We start from the raw sequence: 16,459 nt of genomic DNA on the forward strand, positions 1-16,459 counted from the left end.
CGCGCGAAAATGCATCATTTCTGCGCAATCGGATGGTTATTTTACAGCCAACCGCGCTCAGCGAAGGAGGTAAACTCGCCGTGACCGATCACCAAATGATCAAGTAAGCGAATATTCAGCAGCGCGCAAGCCTGCCCGACTTTACCGGTAATATCACGATCGGCGCGACTGGGCTCGGCTATGCCGGAAGGATGATTATGCGCCAAAATCACGGCGGCCGCGTTGAGTTTTAACGCTTCGCGCACAATTTCACGTGGATGCACTTCGACACTGGCAATACTGCCGGTAAACATCTTTTGCGCCTGCAAAACCCGATGCTGATTATCCAGGAATAGCGCCATAAAAACCTCTCGCTCCTGATGCGCCAGCACGCTTTGCAAGTAATGCCTTGTCACCTGTGGATTCTCCATCACATTTTCTCGCGCCAGCTGACTGGCGAAAAAACGTCGCCCCAGTTCAGCCACTGCATGTAGTTGGGTAATTTTGGCCGTGCCTACGCCTTTAATCACGCTCAGTTCTGTTTCATTTGCGGTCATGATGCGATATAGCGAGCCAAACTCGTTAAGCATTTGTCGCGCCAGCGCCATCACCGGAATACCGTGGCTGCCGGTGCGCAAAAAAATCGCTAACAGTTCTGCATCGCTCAATGATTCTGCGCCTGTGATGGCCAGTTTTTCTCGTGGGGCCAGTTCCGTCATGACATTCTCCTTCCTGGGGCAAGGCAATTGTGCGTATTTGTCAGGAGGCATACCAGCAAGCCGGTCGCGATTTCAGAGCCATCTCGCAAAGGGCGCAGGCCGTGAAAAGGCGGTCGCTGGATTTTGTGATAAAGTTGCCTGCATCTGCCGCATCACAGCGGCAATCCGTTTTGAGTTGAGGCAAAGAACATGACGGGATTAGCCGGAAAAAAAATTCTGCTCGGCGTCAGCGGCGGTATTGCTGCTTATAAAACACCCGAGTTGGTTCGTCGTCTGCGCGATCGTGGCGCAGAGGTGCGTGTCATGATGACTGATGCAGCGAAAGCCTTTATCACTCCGCTCAGCTTACAAGCCGTTTCCGGATATCCGGTGCTGGATGATTTACTCGACCCTGCCGCTGAAGCCGCTATGGGCCATATCGAGCTGGCGAAATGGGCTGATCTGATTGTACTGGCCCCCGCGACAGCCGATTTGATTGCACGCATCACGGCAGGGATGGCTAACGATTTGGTGACCACCGCCTGCCTCGCCAGCGCAGCACCTCTGGCGATCGTGCCGGCCATGAACCAACAGATGTACCGCGCGCCGATTACCCAGGAAAATCTTCAGCGTCTAAATCAGCGAGGCGTTCTGATTTGGGGGCCAGACAACGGCAGCCAGGCCTGCGGCGATGTGGGCCCCGGCCGCATGCTTGATCCGCTGGCAATTGTCGCTCATGCGCTGGAGTGGGCCGCGCCCGTCAACGATCTGCAACATCTCAACATTATGATCACCGCCGGCCCAACCCGTGAGGCGCTGGACCCGGTTCGTTACATTAGCAATCACAGCTCCGGTAAAATGGGATTCGCCATTGCCGCCGCCGCCGCAAAACGTGGCGCAACGGTGACACTGGTGGCGGGCCCGGTCACACTGCCTACGCCCGCTGGCGTCACACGCGTTGATGTGGGGAGTGCACTGGAAATGGAAGCGGCGGTGATGGCGCAAATCAGCCAACAACATATTTTCATTGCCAGCGCTGCCGTGGCAGACTACCGGGCGGCAAACATTGCCGCAGAGAAAATCAAAAAACAGGGTGGCGATGATAACGTCACGCTGCAGTTGGTGAAGAACCCGGATATTGTCGCAGGCGTAGCGGCATTACAGAAACATCGCCCTTATGTGGTGGGATTTGCTGCCGAAACCCAGAATGTGGAAGAATACGCGCGGCAAAAACGGGTGCGAAAAAATCTGGACCTGATCTGCGCGAACGATGTGGCGCAGGCAGGACAGGGATTCAATAGCGACACCAATGCTCTTCACCTTTTTTGGCAGGAAGGAGAGAAAGTCTTACCGCTCAGTGATAAGACGCTCCTTGGCCAACAATTAATAGACGAGATTGTCAGCCGTTATGATGAAAAAAATCGACGTTAAAATTCTGGATGCGCGCGTGGGTAACGAATTCCCACTGCCAACTTATGCCACCTCGGGTTCTGCGGGTCTCGATCTGCGCGCCTGCCTTGATGGTGCACTGGAGATCTCCCCAGGCATGACCACGCTGGTGCCAACTGGTCTGGCGATTCACATTGCTGACCCTGCGCTGGCCGCTGTGATTTTGCCCCGCTCAGGTCTGGGCCATAAGCATGGGATCGTGCTGGGCAACCTGGTGGGCTTAATCGACTCCGATTATCAGGGCCAACTGATGGTCTCCGTCTGGAACCGTGGTCAGGATAGCTTTACGCTGCAGCCTGGCGACCGTTTGGCACAACTGGTCTTTGTTCCGGTGGTACAAGCCGAATTCAACCTGGTGGAAGATTTTGACACCAGCGATCGCGGCGCCGGCGGTTTTGGCCACTCTGGTCGTCAGTAACACGCGACACTTTTCGCAAGCCATCTTTTTATCTCTCGTCGCTACGGGCCAAACTGCTTGTAGCTGACGAGGCAGTATTGCCTGTTTTTGGTGAATTTCAGGGGTCTTGAAGGTCATGGCAGAAAAAAAAGCCGCGAAACGGAATCGTCGCGAAGAGATTTTGCAGGCGCTAGCGCAAATGCTGGAGTCGGGCGATGGCAGTCAGCGAATCACCACCGCCAAGCTGGCAGCCAATGTAGGCGTTTCGGAAGCGGCACTCTACCGCCACTTCCCGAGCAAAACGCGTATGTTCGACAGCCTGATCGAGTTTATTGAAGACAGTCTGATTACCCGCATCAATCTAATCCTGAAAGACGAGAAAGAGACGCTCGCACGACTGCGTTTAATCGTGCAGCTGATTCTGGGATTTGGTGAGCGTAATCCGGGGCTGACGCGCATTTTGACCGGCCACGCACTGATGTTTGAACAGGATCGCCTGCAAGGGCGCATCAACCAGCTTTTCGAACGCATTGAGGTGCAGCTGCGTCAGGTGATGCGCGAGAAGAAAATGCGTGATGGTGAAGGCTTCCAGACTGATGAAACGCTGCTGGCGAGCCAGTTGCTGGCGTTCTGCGAAGGGTTGCTTTCCCGCTATGTGCGATCTGAATTCCGCTATCGTCCAACAGCTGATTTTGACAGCCGCTGGCCTCTGATTGCTGCACAGTTAGTGTAGCGATTCATCAGGCGCGCCCATGATTGGGCGCGCGATAAAACACCTTAGTCCATCATCCGGTCGCCAGCGATGGCGGCCGTGATAAAGCCGCGGTGTTAAATACCGTACTCTTTACGATACGCCCGCACTTTCGCCAGATGGTCTGCCATTTCCGGCTTCTCTTCCAGATAATCAATCAGTTCCGCGAGCGTAATGATCGCCGTGACTTTGCACTGATAGTCACGTTCCACTTCCTGAATGGCGGAGATATCACCACGGCCGCGCTCCTGGCGGTCCAGCGAAATCATGACGCCCGCCAATGTGGCATTGTGCGCGCTGATGATGTCCATCGATTCACGAATAGCGGTACCCGCGGTGATCACATCATCCACCAGCATCACTTTACCCTGCAGCGGGCTACCGACCAGCAAGCCGCCTTCACCGTGGTCTTTGGCTTCTTTACGATTGAAGCAGTAAGGCACATCGCGGTCGTGATGATCGGCCAGTGCGACGGCCGTGGTGGTGGCAATCGGAATCCCTTTGTAGGCCGGGCCAAACAGCAGATCAAAATCAACGCCGCCATCCACCAGCGCCTGCGCATAGAAACGTCCCAGCAGCGCTAAGTCACGGCCGGTATTGAATAAACCGGCATTAAAGAAGTATGGGCTTTTACGACCCGATTTCAGGGTGAACTCACCAAACTTCAGCACCCCTTTGTTCAGGGCGAATTCAATAAACTGACGCTGCCAGGCTTTCATTTCTCACTCCTCAAATAAAGAAAAGGCGACTCTATGGTCGCCTGTTATATCAATTTGTTAGCGCTGCTTTTTGCGCCTGAATCAACTGCTCAATGCCGCCTCGCGCCAGCGCCAGCAGCTGCAGTAATTCCTCATGGCTGAACGGCTCGCCTTCGGCGGTGCCCTGCACTTCAATCATGCGGCCATCTTCAGTCATGACGACGTTCATATCGGTTTCAGCCGCAGAATCTTCCACGTACTCCAGATCGCACAGCGCTTCACCGCCAACGATACCGACCGAAATCGCCGCCACCATGCCTTTCAACGGGCTGGCTTTTAACTTGCCCGCCGCAACCAGCGCATTCAACGCATCGGCTAACGCGACGCATGCACCGGTAATCGATGCAGTACGCGTGCCGCCGTCGGCCTGAATCACGTCGCAGTCCAGTGTGATGGTGAACTCGCCCAACGCATCCAAATCCACTGCGGCACGCAGCGAGCGAGCAATCAGACGTTGAATCTCCAGCGTACGGCCACCTTGCTTACCTTTGGCCGCTTCGCGCGCCATACGGCTGTGGGTGGAACGCGGCAACATGCCGTATTCCGCAGTGACCCAGCCCTGACCTTTGCCTTTGAGGAAACGTGGCACACCCTCTTCAACGGTGGCGGTGCACAGCACTTTGGTTTCACCGAACTCAACCAGCACGGATCCTTCTGCATGTTTGGTGTAGTGACGAGTGAGGGTGACGGGACGCACTTCAGATGCGTTACGGCCTGCTGGACGCATGGGTTCTCTCCGGCTTACTTAGGTTTGGCTGCGCATTATACGGACTTCGTGCGCGGCTGTCCTGCCTACATGCGGCACTTTTCCCGGATGAAATTTCGCCTCAGCTGTGGCTAAATGCGCCCTTTCCTCTCATAAAAAGACAAATGATGACAGCAATACTCCATTTCCTGCTGGCGCTGGTGGTGATCTTCGCCCTTGCGCTATTGGTCAGTCATGACCGCAAACTGATTCGCCCACGTTTTATTATTCAATTGCTGGTGGTTGAAGCGGCACTGGGTTGGTTCTTCCTGCATTCTGCGGGCGGCCAGTCTGTGGTGACCGCTGTCGGCGGCTTCTTCGAAACCTTATTGACCTTTGCTGCGCAAGGTACCGATTTTGTGTTCGGCAATATGGCGAAACAGGGACTGGCGTTTATTTTCCTCGGCGTGCTCTGTCCGATTGTGTTCATTTCCGCCCTGATCGGCATCTTGCAGCACTGGCGTATTCTGCCGTTGTTGATTCGTCTGGTCGGTACCCTGCTGTCGAAGGTGAACGGGATGGGCAAACTTGAATCATTCAATGCCGTGAGTACGCTGATTCTGGGTCAATCGGAGAACTTCATCGCCTATAAAGGTATCCTCGGCGATATCTCCGCACCGCGCATGTACTCCATGGCCGCAACTGCGATGTCGACGGTGTCGCTATCGATTGTCGGTGCTTACATGTCGATGATTGATGCGAAATATGTGGTTGCCGCGCTGCTGCTGAATATGTTCAGTACCTTCATTATCCTGTCGATCATCAATCCGACACGCCCGGAAAATGAAGAACGTATTGCGCTGGATAAGCTTCACGAAGACCAGAGCTTCTTTGAGATGCTGGGCGAATACATCCTGGCAGGTTTTAAAGTAGCGATGATTATTCTGGCGATGCTGATTGGATTTATCGCCCTGATCGCCGCCATTAACGCTCTGTTTGCCGCGGTATTTGGCTACAGCTTCCAGCAACTGCTTGGCTATGTCTTCTATCCGTTTGCGTGGTTGATTGGCATTCCTTCTGCCGATGCCCTGCAAGCGGCAAGCATCATGGCGACCAAACTGGTGGCCAATGAATTCGTGGCCATGATTGAGCTGAAGAAAGTCGCTGCGGAAATGTCACCGCGCGGTCTCGGCATTCTGTCCGTATTTTTAGTGTCGTTTGCTAACTTTGCCTCAATTGGCATCGTGGCGGGAGCGATTAAAGGATTGAATGAGCGCCAGGGCAATGTGGTATCGCGCTTTGGCTGGAAGCTGGTTTATGGTTCCACGCTAGTGAGCCTGCTGTCAGCCGCGTTTGCAGGATTGTTCATTTAATCACAGCGGAGCGGCCAGCTAGCCGCTCTTTACAGGGCCGAGCCCATCAAAGCGGCCCTGTTCTGCTTTAGAACGCGACACACACCAGCGAATCGACACGCATCACCGACTCCTGATCGAAGCGCTTTTTATAAATGTCGCGCAGCGCATTGATGCTGTCAGAACTTGCACGGTCCGGCTGATGTATCAGCATTAACGCTTTGCTGTTTTCACGCGCCAGCTTTCCACCCTCTCCCAGCCACTGACCTTTACCGTCATACACTGAAAGCCCATCTTTGAATCGTGGCGTGACATCATTATCAACAAATTGCTGCCATTCGCTGCTGCTGATGACGCCGCCTTTCGGCTTGTTCATCCCGAACCAAAGAGTGGTTTGCATCATGATGTCCCCTGAGCCGCACACAGCAACAGGAGCGGTATTCGGTGGGATCTGTTCAGGAGGTGCAGCGGTTGTCTGGCATCCGGCCAGAAAGAAGACGAACGCCAACGGCATCGCCAATTTATTCAGCATCATAGCCTCAGACTGTTTAGGTATCACACAGGACATCATAGGGTGTGAAAGGTGGATACGTCATCCTTTTCACCGAAAGTTGCGCGCGGCGTGAGCTCATTGCGCTTATGCCTATCATGGTTTGGCTGCCATCACTATAATGCGATGAACATTCCTGAAAATGAGTACAAGCTTATGATCCGCAGCATGACCGCTTACGCCCGCCGCGAAGCAAAAGGCCACTGGGGCAGCGCAGCCTGGGAAATCCGTTCGGTAAACCAACGCTATCTGGAAACCTACATCCGTCTGCCGGAACAATTTCGTAGCCTGGAGCCGGTGATTCGCGAGCGTATCCGTAATCGCCTGACGCGCGGTAAAATCGAGTGCAACCTGCGCTTTGATGCCGACCCCAGTGCACAAGGTGAGCTGCAACTGAATGAAGCCTTAGCGAAACAACTGGTGCGATCCGCCAACTGGGTGAAGATGCAGACCGACGAAGGCGCGATCAATCCGCTGGATATTCTGCGCTGGCCTGGCGTGATGTCAGCTCAGGAACAGGATCTGGATGCTATCAATACCGAACTGCTGACCGCACTCGACGGCGCACTGGATGACTTTATCATTGCTCGTGAAAGCGAAGGCACTGCGCTCAAGACCCTGATTGAGCAGCGTTTAGAAGGCGTGTCGCTGGAAGTCAGCAAAGTGCGTACGCAGATGCCGGAAGTGGTGAAGTGGCAGCGTGAACGTCTGATCAGCAAACTGGAAGAAGCGGAAGTACAGCTGGAAAATACGCGCCTTGAGCAAGAACTCGTCATGATGGCGCAGCGCATTGATGTGGCGGAAGAGCTGGATCGTCTGGATGCGCACGTCAAAGAGACCTACAACATCCTGAAGAAGAAAGAAGCGGTTGGCCGCCGTCTCGACTTTATGATGCAAGAGTTCAATCGTGAGTCGAACACGCTAGCCTCTAAGTCGATCAATGCCGATATCACGGCGTCAGCTATCGAGCTGAAGGTGTTGATTGAGCAGATGCGCGAGCAGATTCAGAACATCGAATAACACCTCATTCGGCTGGTGTTGAAAAAGCCCGGTGATCCGGGCTTTTTTGCCCGCTCAGCATGCCCAGCAAGTTTCGTTTATCTTCTAGACCAATTTGCAGACTTTGCAATGTAAAGATTGTGAAAGCTTTGATGATGATGCATGTCAATGGCTGACCAAACATGACTGTGAATCAACCTTATGGACTATCACAGTAAGAAATTATGCTGTTGTTTATCATCAATTATTTATTTTCATTCCATGAATCTTCCGTTGAAAATACGCTTCCTCAATGAAACCTCTCAATCCTAAAGATTGCAGAGATTACGTTTCTTTGAGGGCACTATTTGCTAATCTACTGGTCGTAATTAACACAGCCGTACCGCCAGGAATTCATGGACACCCTTCTTTGTGCGATACACCCACTCTTTCCCTGAAGGCGTTATGAAGAAAAACGGGCAGTTCAATTCTAAACTTTTGCATCCCCGCTACTGGTTTACCTGGTTTGGGCTGGGTGTGCTGTGGCTGCTGGTGCAGCTTCCCTATCCTATTTTAATTCGGCTTGGCGCCTCTGCCGGCAAGCTGTCGCGTCACTTTCTGAAGCGTCGTGAGCGCATTACCCGCCGCAATATTGAACTCTGCTTCCCGCATATCAATGAGGAAGATAAAGAGGTATTGATCGCCGGTAACTTTGAATCCCTTGGTATGGCGCTGGCAGAAACCGGTATTGCCTGGTTCTGGTCGGATGCGCGCGTCCGCCGTTATTTCCAGGTTGAAGGCCTGCACAACCTGCAAAATGCCCAGCAAAACCATCGCGGCGTGATGGCGATTGGTGTGCATTTCATGTCGCTTGAGCTGGGTGGCCGCATTACCGGACTGTGCCAGCCAATGATGGCGATGTATCGCCCTCACAATAATCAGGCAATGGAGTGGGCGCAGACAAAAGGTCGTATGCGATCGAATAAGGCGATGATTGATCGTCGCGATCTGCGCGGTATGGTGCAGGCATTGAAACAGGGCGAAGCCGTCTGGTTCGCGCCAGATCAGGATTACGGCCCGAAAGGCAGCGTGTTCGCTCCGCTGTTTGCTGTCGAAAAAGCGGCTACCACCAATGGCACCTTCGTATTATCGCGTCTGGCTAAACCGGCCATGCTAACGATAGTGCTGATCCGCAACAGCGATAAGAGCGGTTATCAGCTCATCATTCAACCGGAGTTGCAAAACTATCCGTATGAAGATGAAGCGGCTGCCGCGGCTTACATGAATAAAGTGATCGAGAAAGAGATCCTGCGCGCACCTGAGCAGTACTTATGGCTGCACCGCCGCTTTAAAACTCGCCCACCGGGTGAAGCGTCACTTTACGTCTAATCTGTTGATGCAGCAGGCCTTCGCCTGCTGCCCCTTCTGCACTGCTCACATTTACCAACCATTCTTAACGAAAAACAGGTTTGTCAAAAATTGCACAGACTCATGTAATGGTCTGCTCTCTTCTATTCTGACCAAAAACATGAACCTGCCATTTACCACTAAACCACGCGCGCTGCTGGCGCTTGCCGTGGCCAGCGCACTGCTGGCTGGTTGTGCCAATCCGCACGGCTTACATCCTCATAACTTACTGCTTGATGCCAACTCACTGCAAGCCAAAGCATCCCTTAGCGGCGCGCATTTCAGCGCAGCAAACTGGCCGAAAACCGAATGGTGGCAGGGATTTAACGATCCACAGCTGAATCGGCTCATTGCTGATGCCATGACTTCAAGCCCGGACCTGCAGGTGGTGAACGCGCAGGCAGACAAAGCCAATGCGCAGGTCATTGCCGCCGAGGCTGAACGCTATCCCGATGTGGATCTCAATGCCGGGATCACGCGTTCACGTGTGGCAAAAGTCGACGACCCGCTTCTGCAAGGGAAAAGCTACAGCACGCTGCGCACGGCCAATATCGGCATGAGCTACACCTTTGATCTGTGGGGCGGCAAGAAAGATACGGCTGAAGCCGCGCTGGGCCAGGCGCGTGCCAGTGAGTTAGATCGCCAGGCCAGCCAGTTGACGCTCGCCGTCAATGTGACGCGCGCCTGGAATAACCTCAACCTGGCCTGGTCGAACGCTGAACTGGCAAAGCAGAATGCCGATCGTTCCAGTGGCATCGCCAAAATTCAGCAGCAGTATGTCAGCGCCGGTTTGACGTCCGACTATCAATATAAGCAGGCGCTATCGCAGCAAAAAACCGCTGAAGCGACTCTGACCGAAGCCAGACAGAATGTCACCGATGCCGGCATTCAACTCTCCACGCTGATCGGCAAAGGGCCCGATTACTGGCACCAACTGAAACCGGCGAAAATGAGTGTCCCCATTGCCGCCACGCTGCCGGGTAATATTCCAGCGGAGCTATTGGGCCGTCGCCCGGATGTGGTGGCAGCACGCTGGCGCGTAGAAGCAGCATCAAAACAAATTGCCGCAACGAAAACCGAGTTCTATCCCAACATCAACCTGGTGGCGGAAGCCGGTACCCGTTCACTGCTCGGCGATGCATTTTTTGGTGCACCCAGCCGATTCTTTAACGTGGGTCCAAGTCTGTCTCTGCCGATCTTCGATGCCGGCAAGCGCCGCGCCGATTTAGCGGAAAGTGACGCTAACTATGATCTGGCTGTCGCGCAGTACAACAAGCTGCTGATTGGTTCCCTGGGGAATATCAGCGATACCATTACCCAACTGCAGTCGATTCAGGATCAGCTTGCGCAGCAGCAGAGCGCGAATCAACTCATTCATAGCGCATGGGATGATTTAAACCGTGAATACACTGCAGGATTGCGTCCGTACCTTGATGTGCTGACCATCCAGAACCAACTCATCGAGTCCGATCAGAAACTGGTGGCATTGCAGGCGCAGCAGATCAATCTGGCAGTGGTATTAATTGAAGACCTGGGGGGCGGATTCCAGAACACTGGCACTTCAGTGAAGGGATAAGCTGACGGCTGGCATTCTGCCGCACATTGATGAATGATAGTCCGCACCTGGAATACTCTGCGGACTATCATGATGGAACAGAATGCCAATGCCGGCTGGTTACGCCCTCTTATCGCTGACCGACTGACGCCTTACCTCGAAATTGATGCGACGCGCCTGCAACGCAATCTGCAACACATGCAGCAAAAAGCCGATGCCGCAGGTGTCACGCTGCGTCCACATATCAAAACGCATAAAAGTGTCTGGATTGCCGAACAGCAACGCCAGTTAGGTGCGCGTGGTATTACCGTGTCAAAACCCAGTGAGGGTGTTGCCTTTATCCTCGGTGGGGAGCGCGATTTGCTGCTGGCTTATCCCGTTGTTCACGCCGATACACTCACTGAATTACTGGCTGTCGCCGTGCAATATCAGGCGCGTGTCACCTGTATTGCCGACTGTACTCTCGGCGTCACGGCAATCGCTCAAGCGCATCGCCAGCAGCCCACGTGTGAATTGTCTATCGCCATCAAAGTCGATGTGGGGTTGCACCGCGTGGGAGTGGATCCGCACAGCGGTGAGGCCGTGGCATTGGCGCAGCAGATTAAAGCAGCGGGATTGCCTTTTGCCGGACTGGTTTCGCACGCCGGCCATGCTTACGGCGCGGGTCATGCCGAGGCTATCGCTGAAGTTGCACAGCAAGAAATCATGTTAATGAACCAGGTTCAGCAGCAATTGATCGCTGCAGGCTTTGCGCGTTGCCGCATTTCTGTTGGCTCCACGCCTACAGCCCTGGCCGCGCCCGTGGCTGAAGGCAGCGACGAAATTCGTCCTGGAAATTATGCGCTGCTGGATCTTACCGCCTGGCGCCTGGGGCTGTGCACGCCCGATGCACTGGCACTCAGCGTGGTAACGCGTGTAGTGGCGGTGAATCCGCATTTCGCGATTATTGATGCCGGCTCCAAGATGCTCAGCTCTGATAAGGGTCCGCACGGCACTAACGCCAGCGGTTTCGGTATCGCCGTTGATGAGCAGGGCAACCAATACGAAATTCTGAAACTTTCGGAAGAGCATGGCTTTCTGCAATACGGGGATCATGCTCCGGCGCTTGGGGCTCTGCTACGCATCTTCCCCAATCACAGCTGCGCGGTAGTGGCTCAATCTGACCGCTTCGTTTTACGCCATCAGGACGGTACAGCAGAGACGAAGGATATTCAGGGACGCGGCAAGTTTATCTGATAGCAGGATTTTTACTGGAAACCTCTGTTGCAGCACACTTCCACTATCCTGCCATTTGCAGCGGAATCCCCTTCAGTTAAGGTACTCTTTGCTGTAGGCAGTCTCATCATTCTGTAGGGTACGGCCTTAAGACCGCCATTTTACTGTGGCGGCCATCATTCATCTCCAGAAGCCACCCTTACGGATTCCCTGCCTTTCATTCGCCTAACGGAGGTTCCATGCTGCCATCTCAGACAGTCACGCTGACCATTCCCCGCAACTGGTTAGATTTATATGAAACCATCTGGAAACCTGAATGCTTTGCCAAATGGGCCAGTGGGCTAAGTGCCAGTACGCTCACGCAAGAGGGTAACTACTGGAAAGCCAAAGGACCTGAAGGTTCAGTGAAAATCCGCTTCACGCCACACAACCTCTTTGGCGTCATGGATCATTGGATCGATACCGGCAGCGGTAAGGAGATTTATATGCCGATGCGCGTGATTGCTAACGAAAAGGGAGCCGAAGTGGTGATGGTGGTTTATCGCCAACCCCTTATGTCTGATGAAAAATTTGCTCAGGACGTTGACTGGGTAAAACGCGACCTGGATCAACTTCTACACCTGTTAACTCATTAGAATCAATGCATTATAAAAATCGTACTGCTTTAACTTTCGCTGGAAGCAATCAATAAAAAAGTCATCTTTTTCTACGCAATAGCGTTTAACTGTTTAACGATAATACCTGTTGCTTTTCGTGCTAATCACCAGTCTGGCTAAAGTCTTCTCACCAGGAAAACTCCTGGTGAGAGCACGCCTCCTAAGTCTTAGCCCCTCTGATTTATCGGTGTTTTTTCTTACTTATTCAAATGGCTTGTTTAATCGCCGATCAAAATGTCTAACAGGACTTATTAATCGCTCATCCGTCCCCTTATCTATTCTGATGCAAAGTCTGAAACCATTTATTTCTGAAGTTCATTTATAGGAGTTTTCTTATGGTGTTAATTTAATTAAAACACGGTATAACTCATTCACACACAGCAATACCCGATAATAACAACAGCAGGGAAATAACATGGATCGCTCAACCTATCCTTTGTTGTCTGAAAAAGAATTTGTTGAGATTGCCAGTAGGATACTGGCCGGGGAATATAATAATTCAAAGGGATTTTATAATGATCTTGCGGATTTCCTCCGAACAGGAGGAGATACCGCTGAGACAATGAAATATTTACGCGCCAGGGGCATCTCTTTAAATTCAGAACATCATTTAATTGAATGCATCTTTACGTGGCAAACTCTGAAAGGCATTTCAGGGCTGCGTCAGGACACGTTGCATTGATGTGATCTGTACTCTGGGCAGGCGCCCGGGTGAACCCTTAATTGCATTGGTACATGTACCATAACGAGCAGAACATGGCGATAAGAGAAAAAAGTTTGGCCAGCGCCAAATGGTCAATTTTGTCATCCATAAAAATCGTCGGCATTGGTGTTTTACAACTTTCACTTCTGGCACAAATACTTCAGGCAAACGAGTTAGATTTACTCGCGATTGCCATTGTGATGTTATTGATTATTGATACGCTTGCCGACCGTGGGTTTGGTAATTCCGTCATCAGAAATATAAATCTTAATAACAGCGAACTTTCCATTCTCTACTGGGGAAATGTATTAAGTGGCATGGTGATATTCGCCGTGCTGTTTATTGGTAGTGATTTATATAGCCGAATAATGAACCAACCGGAAATGGCGATTATGCTGGAAATGATTTCGGTGATTTTCATCATTATTCCACAAGGGCAACATTATCGCGCCATATTACAGCGTGAGAAACAATTCTCGCGTATCGCCTTCACAGAAACCTCATCGGTGCTGGTTGGCCTGGGTGTCACACTGTTTACCGTATGGCTGACCCCTTCAGTGTTGTGCGCTATATGGGGCTACCTGGCCATGGTATCCATCAGAATGCTGGTCTACTGCTACTACGGTCGTTCCTGGTTCCAGCCAGAATACCGTTTTAGCCTGAAAAGTTTCGCTAACGTGCGAGCAAGAAACGGATAATAAAAACAAGTCTGTATGGTGGGCTCTGGGCATCTGAGAAGATGCGTTCGCGTGCTGGTCGCCAGCACGCTTTTTTCTTTTTTTGATACGTTTAACATCTCTTCTTCACCCGTCCTCTTACCCCTCAGACCTGCACGATCACACAGATCACATCACATTTTTTAATGCGAAAGCGTAACGCACTCCTGATTTATCAAGCGGGTTAAGCCTGTTAGCATGAGCGGCATCAAAACAGCTAATCCGATGACGTCTGCTTTAGAAATACTCAGTGGTCGATAGCTGAGGAAATCTTTAGGCTGACCGCCGATCTTATGGAGTGCTCTATGTTATTAACCGTTCTCTACATTATTGGCATCACCGCCGAAGCCATGACCGGTGCGCTGGCCGCTGGTCGCCGCAAAATGGATCTGTTTGGCGTCATCATCATTGCGTCCGTCACTGCAATCGGAGGCGGCTCGGTGCGTGACATCCTGCTCGGGCATTATCCGTTGAGTTGGGTTAAAAACCCGGAGTACATCATGATCGTGGCCGCCGCTGCGGTGGTGACCACTTTTGTTGCCCCTTTAATGAATCATCTGCGTAAAGTGTTTCTGGTACTGGATGCGCTTGGCCTGGTGGTGTTCTCCATTATTGGCGCGCAGGTCGCGCTGGATTCTGGTCATGCCTCGATCATTGCCGCTATTGCCGCCGTGATCACGGGGGTTTTTGGTGGCGTGCTGCGTGATATGTTCTGCAATCGCATCCCGCTGGTGTTCCAAAAAGAGCTCTATGCCGGTATCGCATTTGCCGCAGGTTGGATCTACATTCTGCTGCTCAAAACGCCGCTTCCCCATGAAGCCGTGGTGATCATTACGCTGCTGGCCGGCTTCATTGGCCGTTTATTAGCGCTGCGCTTCCGCCTTGGTCTGCCGATCTTCAACTATCCCCACCCCGAACATTAAAGGTGCAGCAGGAATTTCCTGCTGCTGTAAAAAGCGGATCAGTTGCTGTAATTCCTCATCCTGCAGCATGCTAACAATCCGCTCTGCCAGTGTGCGCCCGATGCCGGGTAGCTGCTGCCACTCATCTGCCGAGCGAGCCAGCAACGCTGTCCAGTCGTTATCCACTAAGGCCTGCAACGCGGTTCGGGGAAGCGGTAGACCTAATGCGCTCACCCAGCGCCGAAAGGGTTGCTGACGTGTCTGTTGGAAACGTTGCCAAATCTCTTGTGCCCGCGCAGAGGACATCCCGCTGTCCTGCGCGATCTCTTCTGGCGTTAACGTCAGCCAGGAAAAAAGATGAGTGATCGCGCCACTGTTCAGTAACCGCTGCCAGCTACTACGTTGCACGCCAGGGATGTTCAGCACCGATTTCTGACTGAGCCAGGTGAGGCGTGATAAGAACTGAAGCCGGCAATCCTGGTTGAAGTGCAAACAAGACAGCGGATTAAATTCGCCCTGCTGTGGTGTTAAAGGATAATCTCGCCCTCTCACCCGCCAAATGACTCGCTCTAAGCGAGGAATACCCTGACCGGCTAACGTGACTATCACTTGATCACCTGCGATGACATCCAGCTCCCGCCATCGCCGCAGCGATCCAAGATTCACTCTGCGCACGGTTTTATCATCCAGCTGAACGGGAGTGAGGTTCAGCACCACGGCAATTTTCCCCGTGCGCCCAACGTTGAAATCCACGGACAGCACTTCACTGCTGACTTCAACCGGCTGATATTTCCACGCGGCGGACCAATGCCCCTGACCAGGCTGCCAGTCCCGCCCGGCACCGACGGGTGATTGATGGATCACGACGCCATCGGTGACGAACGGCAAAGATGCACGGAACCAGCGATCGCGCCACACCTCCGCCTCCTCTTCGTTCTTGATTGGGCGGCTCCAGTCCTGCGCCAGACCGAATCCCCAGCGTGATAACTGCGCCAGTCGAGCGGGCATCTGGATTGGACCATCGGGCCATGCCCAGATAAAAATTCCGAGATCTGCCAACAGCGGGGATACTTCATGACGCATCATCGCACCCGCCACCTGCGCTCTGGCATTTCGCCCTCCGTCACGTGCTTGCTGATGATCGGTCATAAGCAGAAACAGCTCGCCTTGCAGCACCACCTCTTCACGATCGGTTTCAATGTGAGTAGGAATCGCCGGAATATGGCGGGCTTTGGTTATCCACTCTTCGCCACGCAAGCCATCGCCGCGACTCACCAGGGAAACCAATTGCCCGCGTCGATACACCAGCGTTACCGCCACGCCATCGACTTTCGGCTGTATCCACAGTGGCGATTTATCCTGCATCCAGTAAGCCACTGCCAACTTGTCACGCAGTTTCCGTACCCCTGTGTGTGCCACCGGGTGTCGGGTACTACCGTCCGTTGTGGGCTGCGCTTGATAAGCCCGTTGATCCGGCGCGAAGCAGCGCTGCCAATGCAGTAAGCGTTGCTGCAGGCTGTCATAGTCCCCATCGCTAACCAGACTCGTGCCCTTGCGATAGTAGGCATCATCCCAGTGCCGTAGCTGGCTATGTAATTGAACCATCTCTTGTTCGGCGCGCACCGGTGACCAGTTAGGGCACAGCGCTTCAGCCCCGCAAGCCGCGGTGAAAAACCAGCAACACAACCACCACCATCCTTTCATCGTT

The 16,459-nt window shown here is 52.9% G+C and carries 17 protein-coding genes; 12 read left to right on the forward strand and 5 right to left on the reverse strand.

Annotation, left to right across the window (positions count from 1 at the left end; genetic code table 11):
- Window positions 1–41: 41 nt before the first annotated feature.
- Window positions 42–698, reverse strand: coding sequence for a RadC family protein (gene radC, locus AC1MDE_RS20775; protein WP_058960135.1), 657 nt, complete (start codon window positions 696–698; stop codon window positions 42–44).
- Between the two features lie 189 nt (window positions 699–887).
- Between radC and coaBC the strand changes: the two genes are divergently transcribed.
- The 3 genes from coaBC (at window position 888) to slmA (ending at window position 3,256) form a co-directional block, all read left to right on the forward strand.
- Window positions 888–2,108, forward strand: a complete 1,221-nt coding sequence (gene coaBC / locus AC1MDE_RS20780; RefSeq protein ID WP_479401342.1) for a bifunctional phosphopantothenoylcysteine decarboxylase/phosphopantothenate--cysteine ligase CoaBC — start codon at window positions 888–890, stop codon at window positions 2,106–2,108.
- Window positions 2,086–2,544 (forward strand): dUTP diphosphatase, encoded by a 459-nt coding sequence (gene dut, locus AC1MDE_RS20785; RefSeq protein WP_034823835.1) that lies wholly within the window; start codon window positions 2,086–2,088, stop codon window positions 2,542–2,544. Before coaBC ends, dut begins: the two co-directional genes overlap by 23 nt.
- Window positions 2,545–2,659: 115 nt before the next feature.
- Window positions 2,660–3,256, forward strand: coding sequence for a nucleoid occlusion factor SlmA (gene slmA / locus AC1MDE_RS20790; protein WP_034823837.1), 597 nt, complete (start codon window positions 2,660–2,662; stop codon window positions 3,254–3,256).
- A 95-nt stretch (window positions 3,257–3,351) separates the two neighbouring features.
- On the opposite strand, the gene pyrE is transcribed toward slmA, so the two are convergent.
- Window positions 3,352–3,993 carry an orotate phosphoribosyltransferase gene (gene pyrE, locus AC1MDE_RS20795; protein WP_034823839.1) on the reverse strand — a complete coding sequence of 214 codons (642 nt, stop codon included), beginning with the start codon at window positions 3,991–3,993 and terminating at the stop codon, window positions 3,352–3,354.
- A 49-nt stretch (window positions 3,994–4,042) separates the two neighbouring features.
- Window positions 4,043–4,759, reverse strand: a complete 717-nt coding sequence (rph, locus tag AC1MDE_RS20800; protein ID WP_034823841.1) for a ribonuclease PH — start codon at window positions 4,757–4,759, stop codon at window positions 4,043–4,045.
- 146 nt (window positions 4,760–4,905) lie between these two features.
- Here rph and AC1MDE_RS20805 point away from each other — a divergent pair, with 146 nt between their 5' ends.
- The gene (locus AC1MDE_RS20805) at window positions 4,906–6,090 is read left to right on the forward strand and encodes a NupC/NupG family nucleoside CNT transporter (RefSeq protein ID WP_479402995.1); all 1,185 of its coding nucleotides are present in this window, start codon (window positions 4,906–4,908) and stop codon (window positions 6,088–6,090) included.
- A gap of 67 nt (window positions 6,091–6,157) precedes the next feature.
- Here the strand turns inward: AC1MDE_RS20805 and AC1MDE_RS20810 are convergent, their stop codons facing one another.
- Entirely contained in the window at window positions 6,158–6,601 is a 444-nt protein-coding gene (locus tag AC1MDE_RS20810; protein ID WP_038649786.1) for a DUF3574 domain-containing protein, read from the reverse strand.
- Window positions 6,602–6,775: 174 nt separating this feature from the next.
- On the opposite strand from AC1MDE_RS20810, the gene AC1MDE_RS20815 reads away from it, so the two are divergent.
- From AC1MDE_RS20815 to AC1MDE_RS20850, 8 genes are all read left to right on the forward strand, one after another.
- Entirely contained in the window at window positions 6,776–7,639 is an 864-nt protein-coding gene (locus AC1MDE_RS20815; protein ID WP_058960137.1) for a YicC/YloC family endoribonuclease, read from the forward strand.
- 423 nt (window positions 7,640–8,062) lie between these two features.
- Window positions 8,063–8,986 carry a kdo(2)-lipid IV(A) palmitoleoyltransferase gene (lpxP, locus tag AC1MDE_RS20820; protein ID WP_034823845.1) on the forward strand — a complete coding sequence of 308 codons (924 nt, stop codon included), beginning with the start codon at window positions 8,063–8,065 and terminating at the stop codon, window positions 8,984–8,986.
- Between the two features lie 139 nt (window positions 8,987–9,125).
- Entirely contained in the window at window positions 9,126–10,580 is a 1,455-nt protein-coding gene (locus AC1MDE_RS20825; RefSeq protein ID WP_479414854.1) for an efflux transporter outer membrane subunit, read from the forward strand.
- A gap of 72 nt (window positions 10,581–10,652) precedes the next feature.
- Window positions 10,653–11,795 (forward strand): alanine racemase, encoded by a 1,143-nt coding sequence (locus AC1MDE_RS20830; RefSeq protein WP_374754038.1) that lies wholly within the window; start codon window positions 10,653–10,655, stop codon window positions 11,793–11,795.
- Window positions 11,796–12,013: 218 nt separating this feature from the next.
- Window positions 12,014–12,409 (forward strand): hypothetical protein, encoded by a 396-nt coding sequence (locus AC1MDE_RS20835; protein WP_058960140.1) that lies wholly within the window; start codon window positions 12,014–12,016, stop codon window positions 12,407–12,409.
- Between the two features lie 436 nt (window positions 12,410–12,845).
- Window positions 12,846–13,112, forward strand: a complete 267-nt coding sequence (locus AC1MDE_RS20840; protein WP_034823852.1) for a hypothetical protein — start codon at window positions 12,846–12,848, stop codon at window positions 13,110–13,112.
- Window positions 13,113–13,186: 74 nt separating this feature from the next.
- On the forward strand, window positions 13,187–13,831 hold the full coding sequence (locus AC1MDE_RS20845) for an oligosaccharide flippase family protein (protein WP_058960156.1): 645 nt from the start codon (window positions 13,187–13,189) through the stop codon (window positions 13,829–13,831).
- Between the two features lie 323 nt (window positions 13,832–14,154).
- Entirely contained in the window at window positions 14,155–14,772 is a 618-nt protein-coding gene (locus tag AC1MDE_RS20850; protein WP_058960141.1) for a trimeric intracellular cation channel family protein, read from the forward strand.
- On the opposite strand, the gene ligB is transcribed toward AC1MDE_RS20850, so the two are convergent.
- Window positions 14,713–16,455 (reverse strand): NAD-dependent DNA ligase LigB, encoded by a 1,743-nt coding sequence (gene ligB, locus AC1MDE_RS20855; protein WP_058960142.1) that lies wholly within the window; start codon window positions 16,453–16,455, stop codon window positions 14,713–14,715. The two genes, AC1MDE_RS20850 and ligB, sit on opposite strands and share 60 nt — an antisense overlap.
- Between the last annotated feature and the right edge of the window lie 4 nt (window positions 16,456–16,459).

The organism is Pantoea folii, from assembly GCF_056678875.1.

Excerpts from the sequence above, each read along its gene's own strand:
- AC1MDE_RS20830 (WP_374754038.1), top strand. The coding sequence starts at position 10,653 with ATGGAACAGAATGCCAATGCCGGCTGGTTACGCCCTCTTATCGCTGAC.
- AC1MDE_RS20825 (WP_479414854.1), top strand. The coding sequence starts at position 9,126 with ATGAACCTGCCATTTACCACTAAACCACGCGCGCTGCTGGCGCTTGCC.
- AC1MDE_RS20805 (WP_479402995.1), top strand. The coding sequence starts at position 4,906 with ATGACAGCAATACTCCATTTCCTGCTGGCGCTGGTGGTGATCTTCGCC.
- pyrE (WP_034823839.1), bottom strand. The coding sequence starts at position 3,993 with ATGAAAGCCTGGCAGCGTCAGTTTATTGAATTCGCCCTGAACAAAGGG.
- ligB (WP_058960142.1), bottom strand. The coding sequence starts at position 16,455 with ATGAAAGGATGGTGGTGGTTGTGTTGCTGGTTTTTCACCGCGGCTTGC.
- slmA (WP_034823837.1), top strand. The coding sequence starts at position 2,660 with ATGGCAGAAAAAAAAGCCGCGAAACGGAATCGTCGCGAAGAGATTTTG.
- AC1MDE_RS20815 (WP_058960137.1), top strand. The coding sequence starts at position 6,776 with ATGATCCGCAGCATGACCGCTTACGCCCGCCGCGAAGCAAAAGGCCAC.
- lpxP (WP_034823845.1), top strand. The coding sequence starts at position 8,063 with ATGAAGAAAAACGGGCAGTTCAATTCTAAACTTTTGCATCCCCGCTAC.
- AC1MDE_RS20810 (WP_038649786.1), bottom strand. The coding sequence starts at position 6,601 with ATGCTGAATAAATTGGCGATGCCGTTGGCGTTCGTCTTCTTTCTGGCC.
- AC1MDE_RS20845 (WP_058960156.1), top strand. The coding sequence starts at position 13,187 with ATGGCGATAAGAGAAAAAAGTTTGGCCAGCGCCAAATGGTCAATTTTG.
- dut (WP_034823835.1), top strand. The coding sequence starts at position 2,086 with ATGATGAAAAAAATCGACGTTAAAATTCTGGATGCGCGCGTGGGTAAC.
- radC (WP_058960135.1), bottom strand. The coding sequence starts at position 698 with ATGACGGAACTGGCCCCACGAGAAAAACTGGCCATCACAGGCGCAGAA.
- rph (WP_034823841.1), bottom strand. The coding sequence starts at position 4,759 with ATGCGTCCAGCAGGCCGTAACGCATCTGAAGTGCGTCCCGTCACCCTC.
- AC1MDE_RS20835 (WP_058960140.1), top strand. The coding sequence starts at position 12,014 with ATGCTGCCATCTCAGACAGTCACGCTGACCATTCCCCGCAACTGGTTA.
- AC1MDE_RS20850 (WP_058960141.1), top strand. The coding sequence starts at position 14,155 with ATGTTATTAACCGTTCTCTACATTATTGGCATCACCGCCGAAGCCATG.
- coaBC (WP_479401342.1), top strand. The coding sequence starts at position 888 with ATGACGGGATTAGCCGGAAAAAAAATTCTGCTCGGCGTCAGCGGCGGT.
- AC1MDE_RS20840 (WP_034823852.1), top strand. The coding sequence starts at position 12,846 with ATGGATCGCTCAACCTATCCTTTGTTGTCTGAAAAAGAATTTGTTGAG.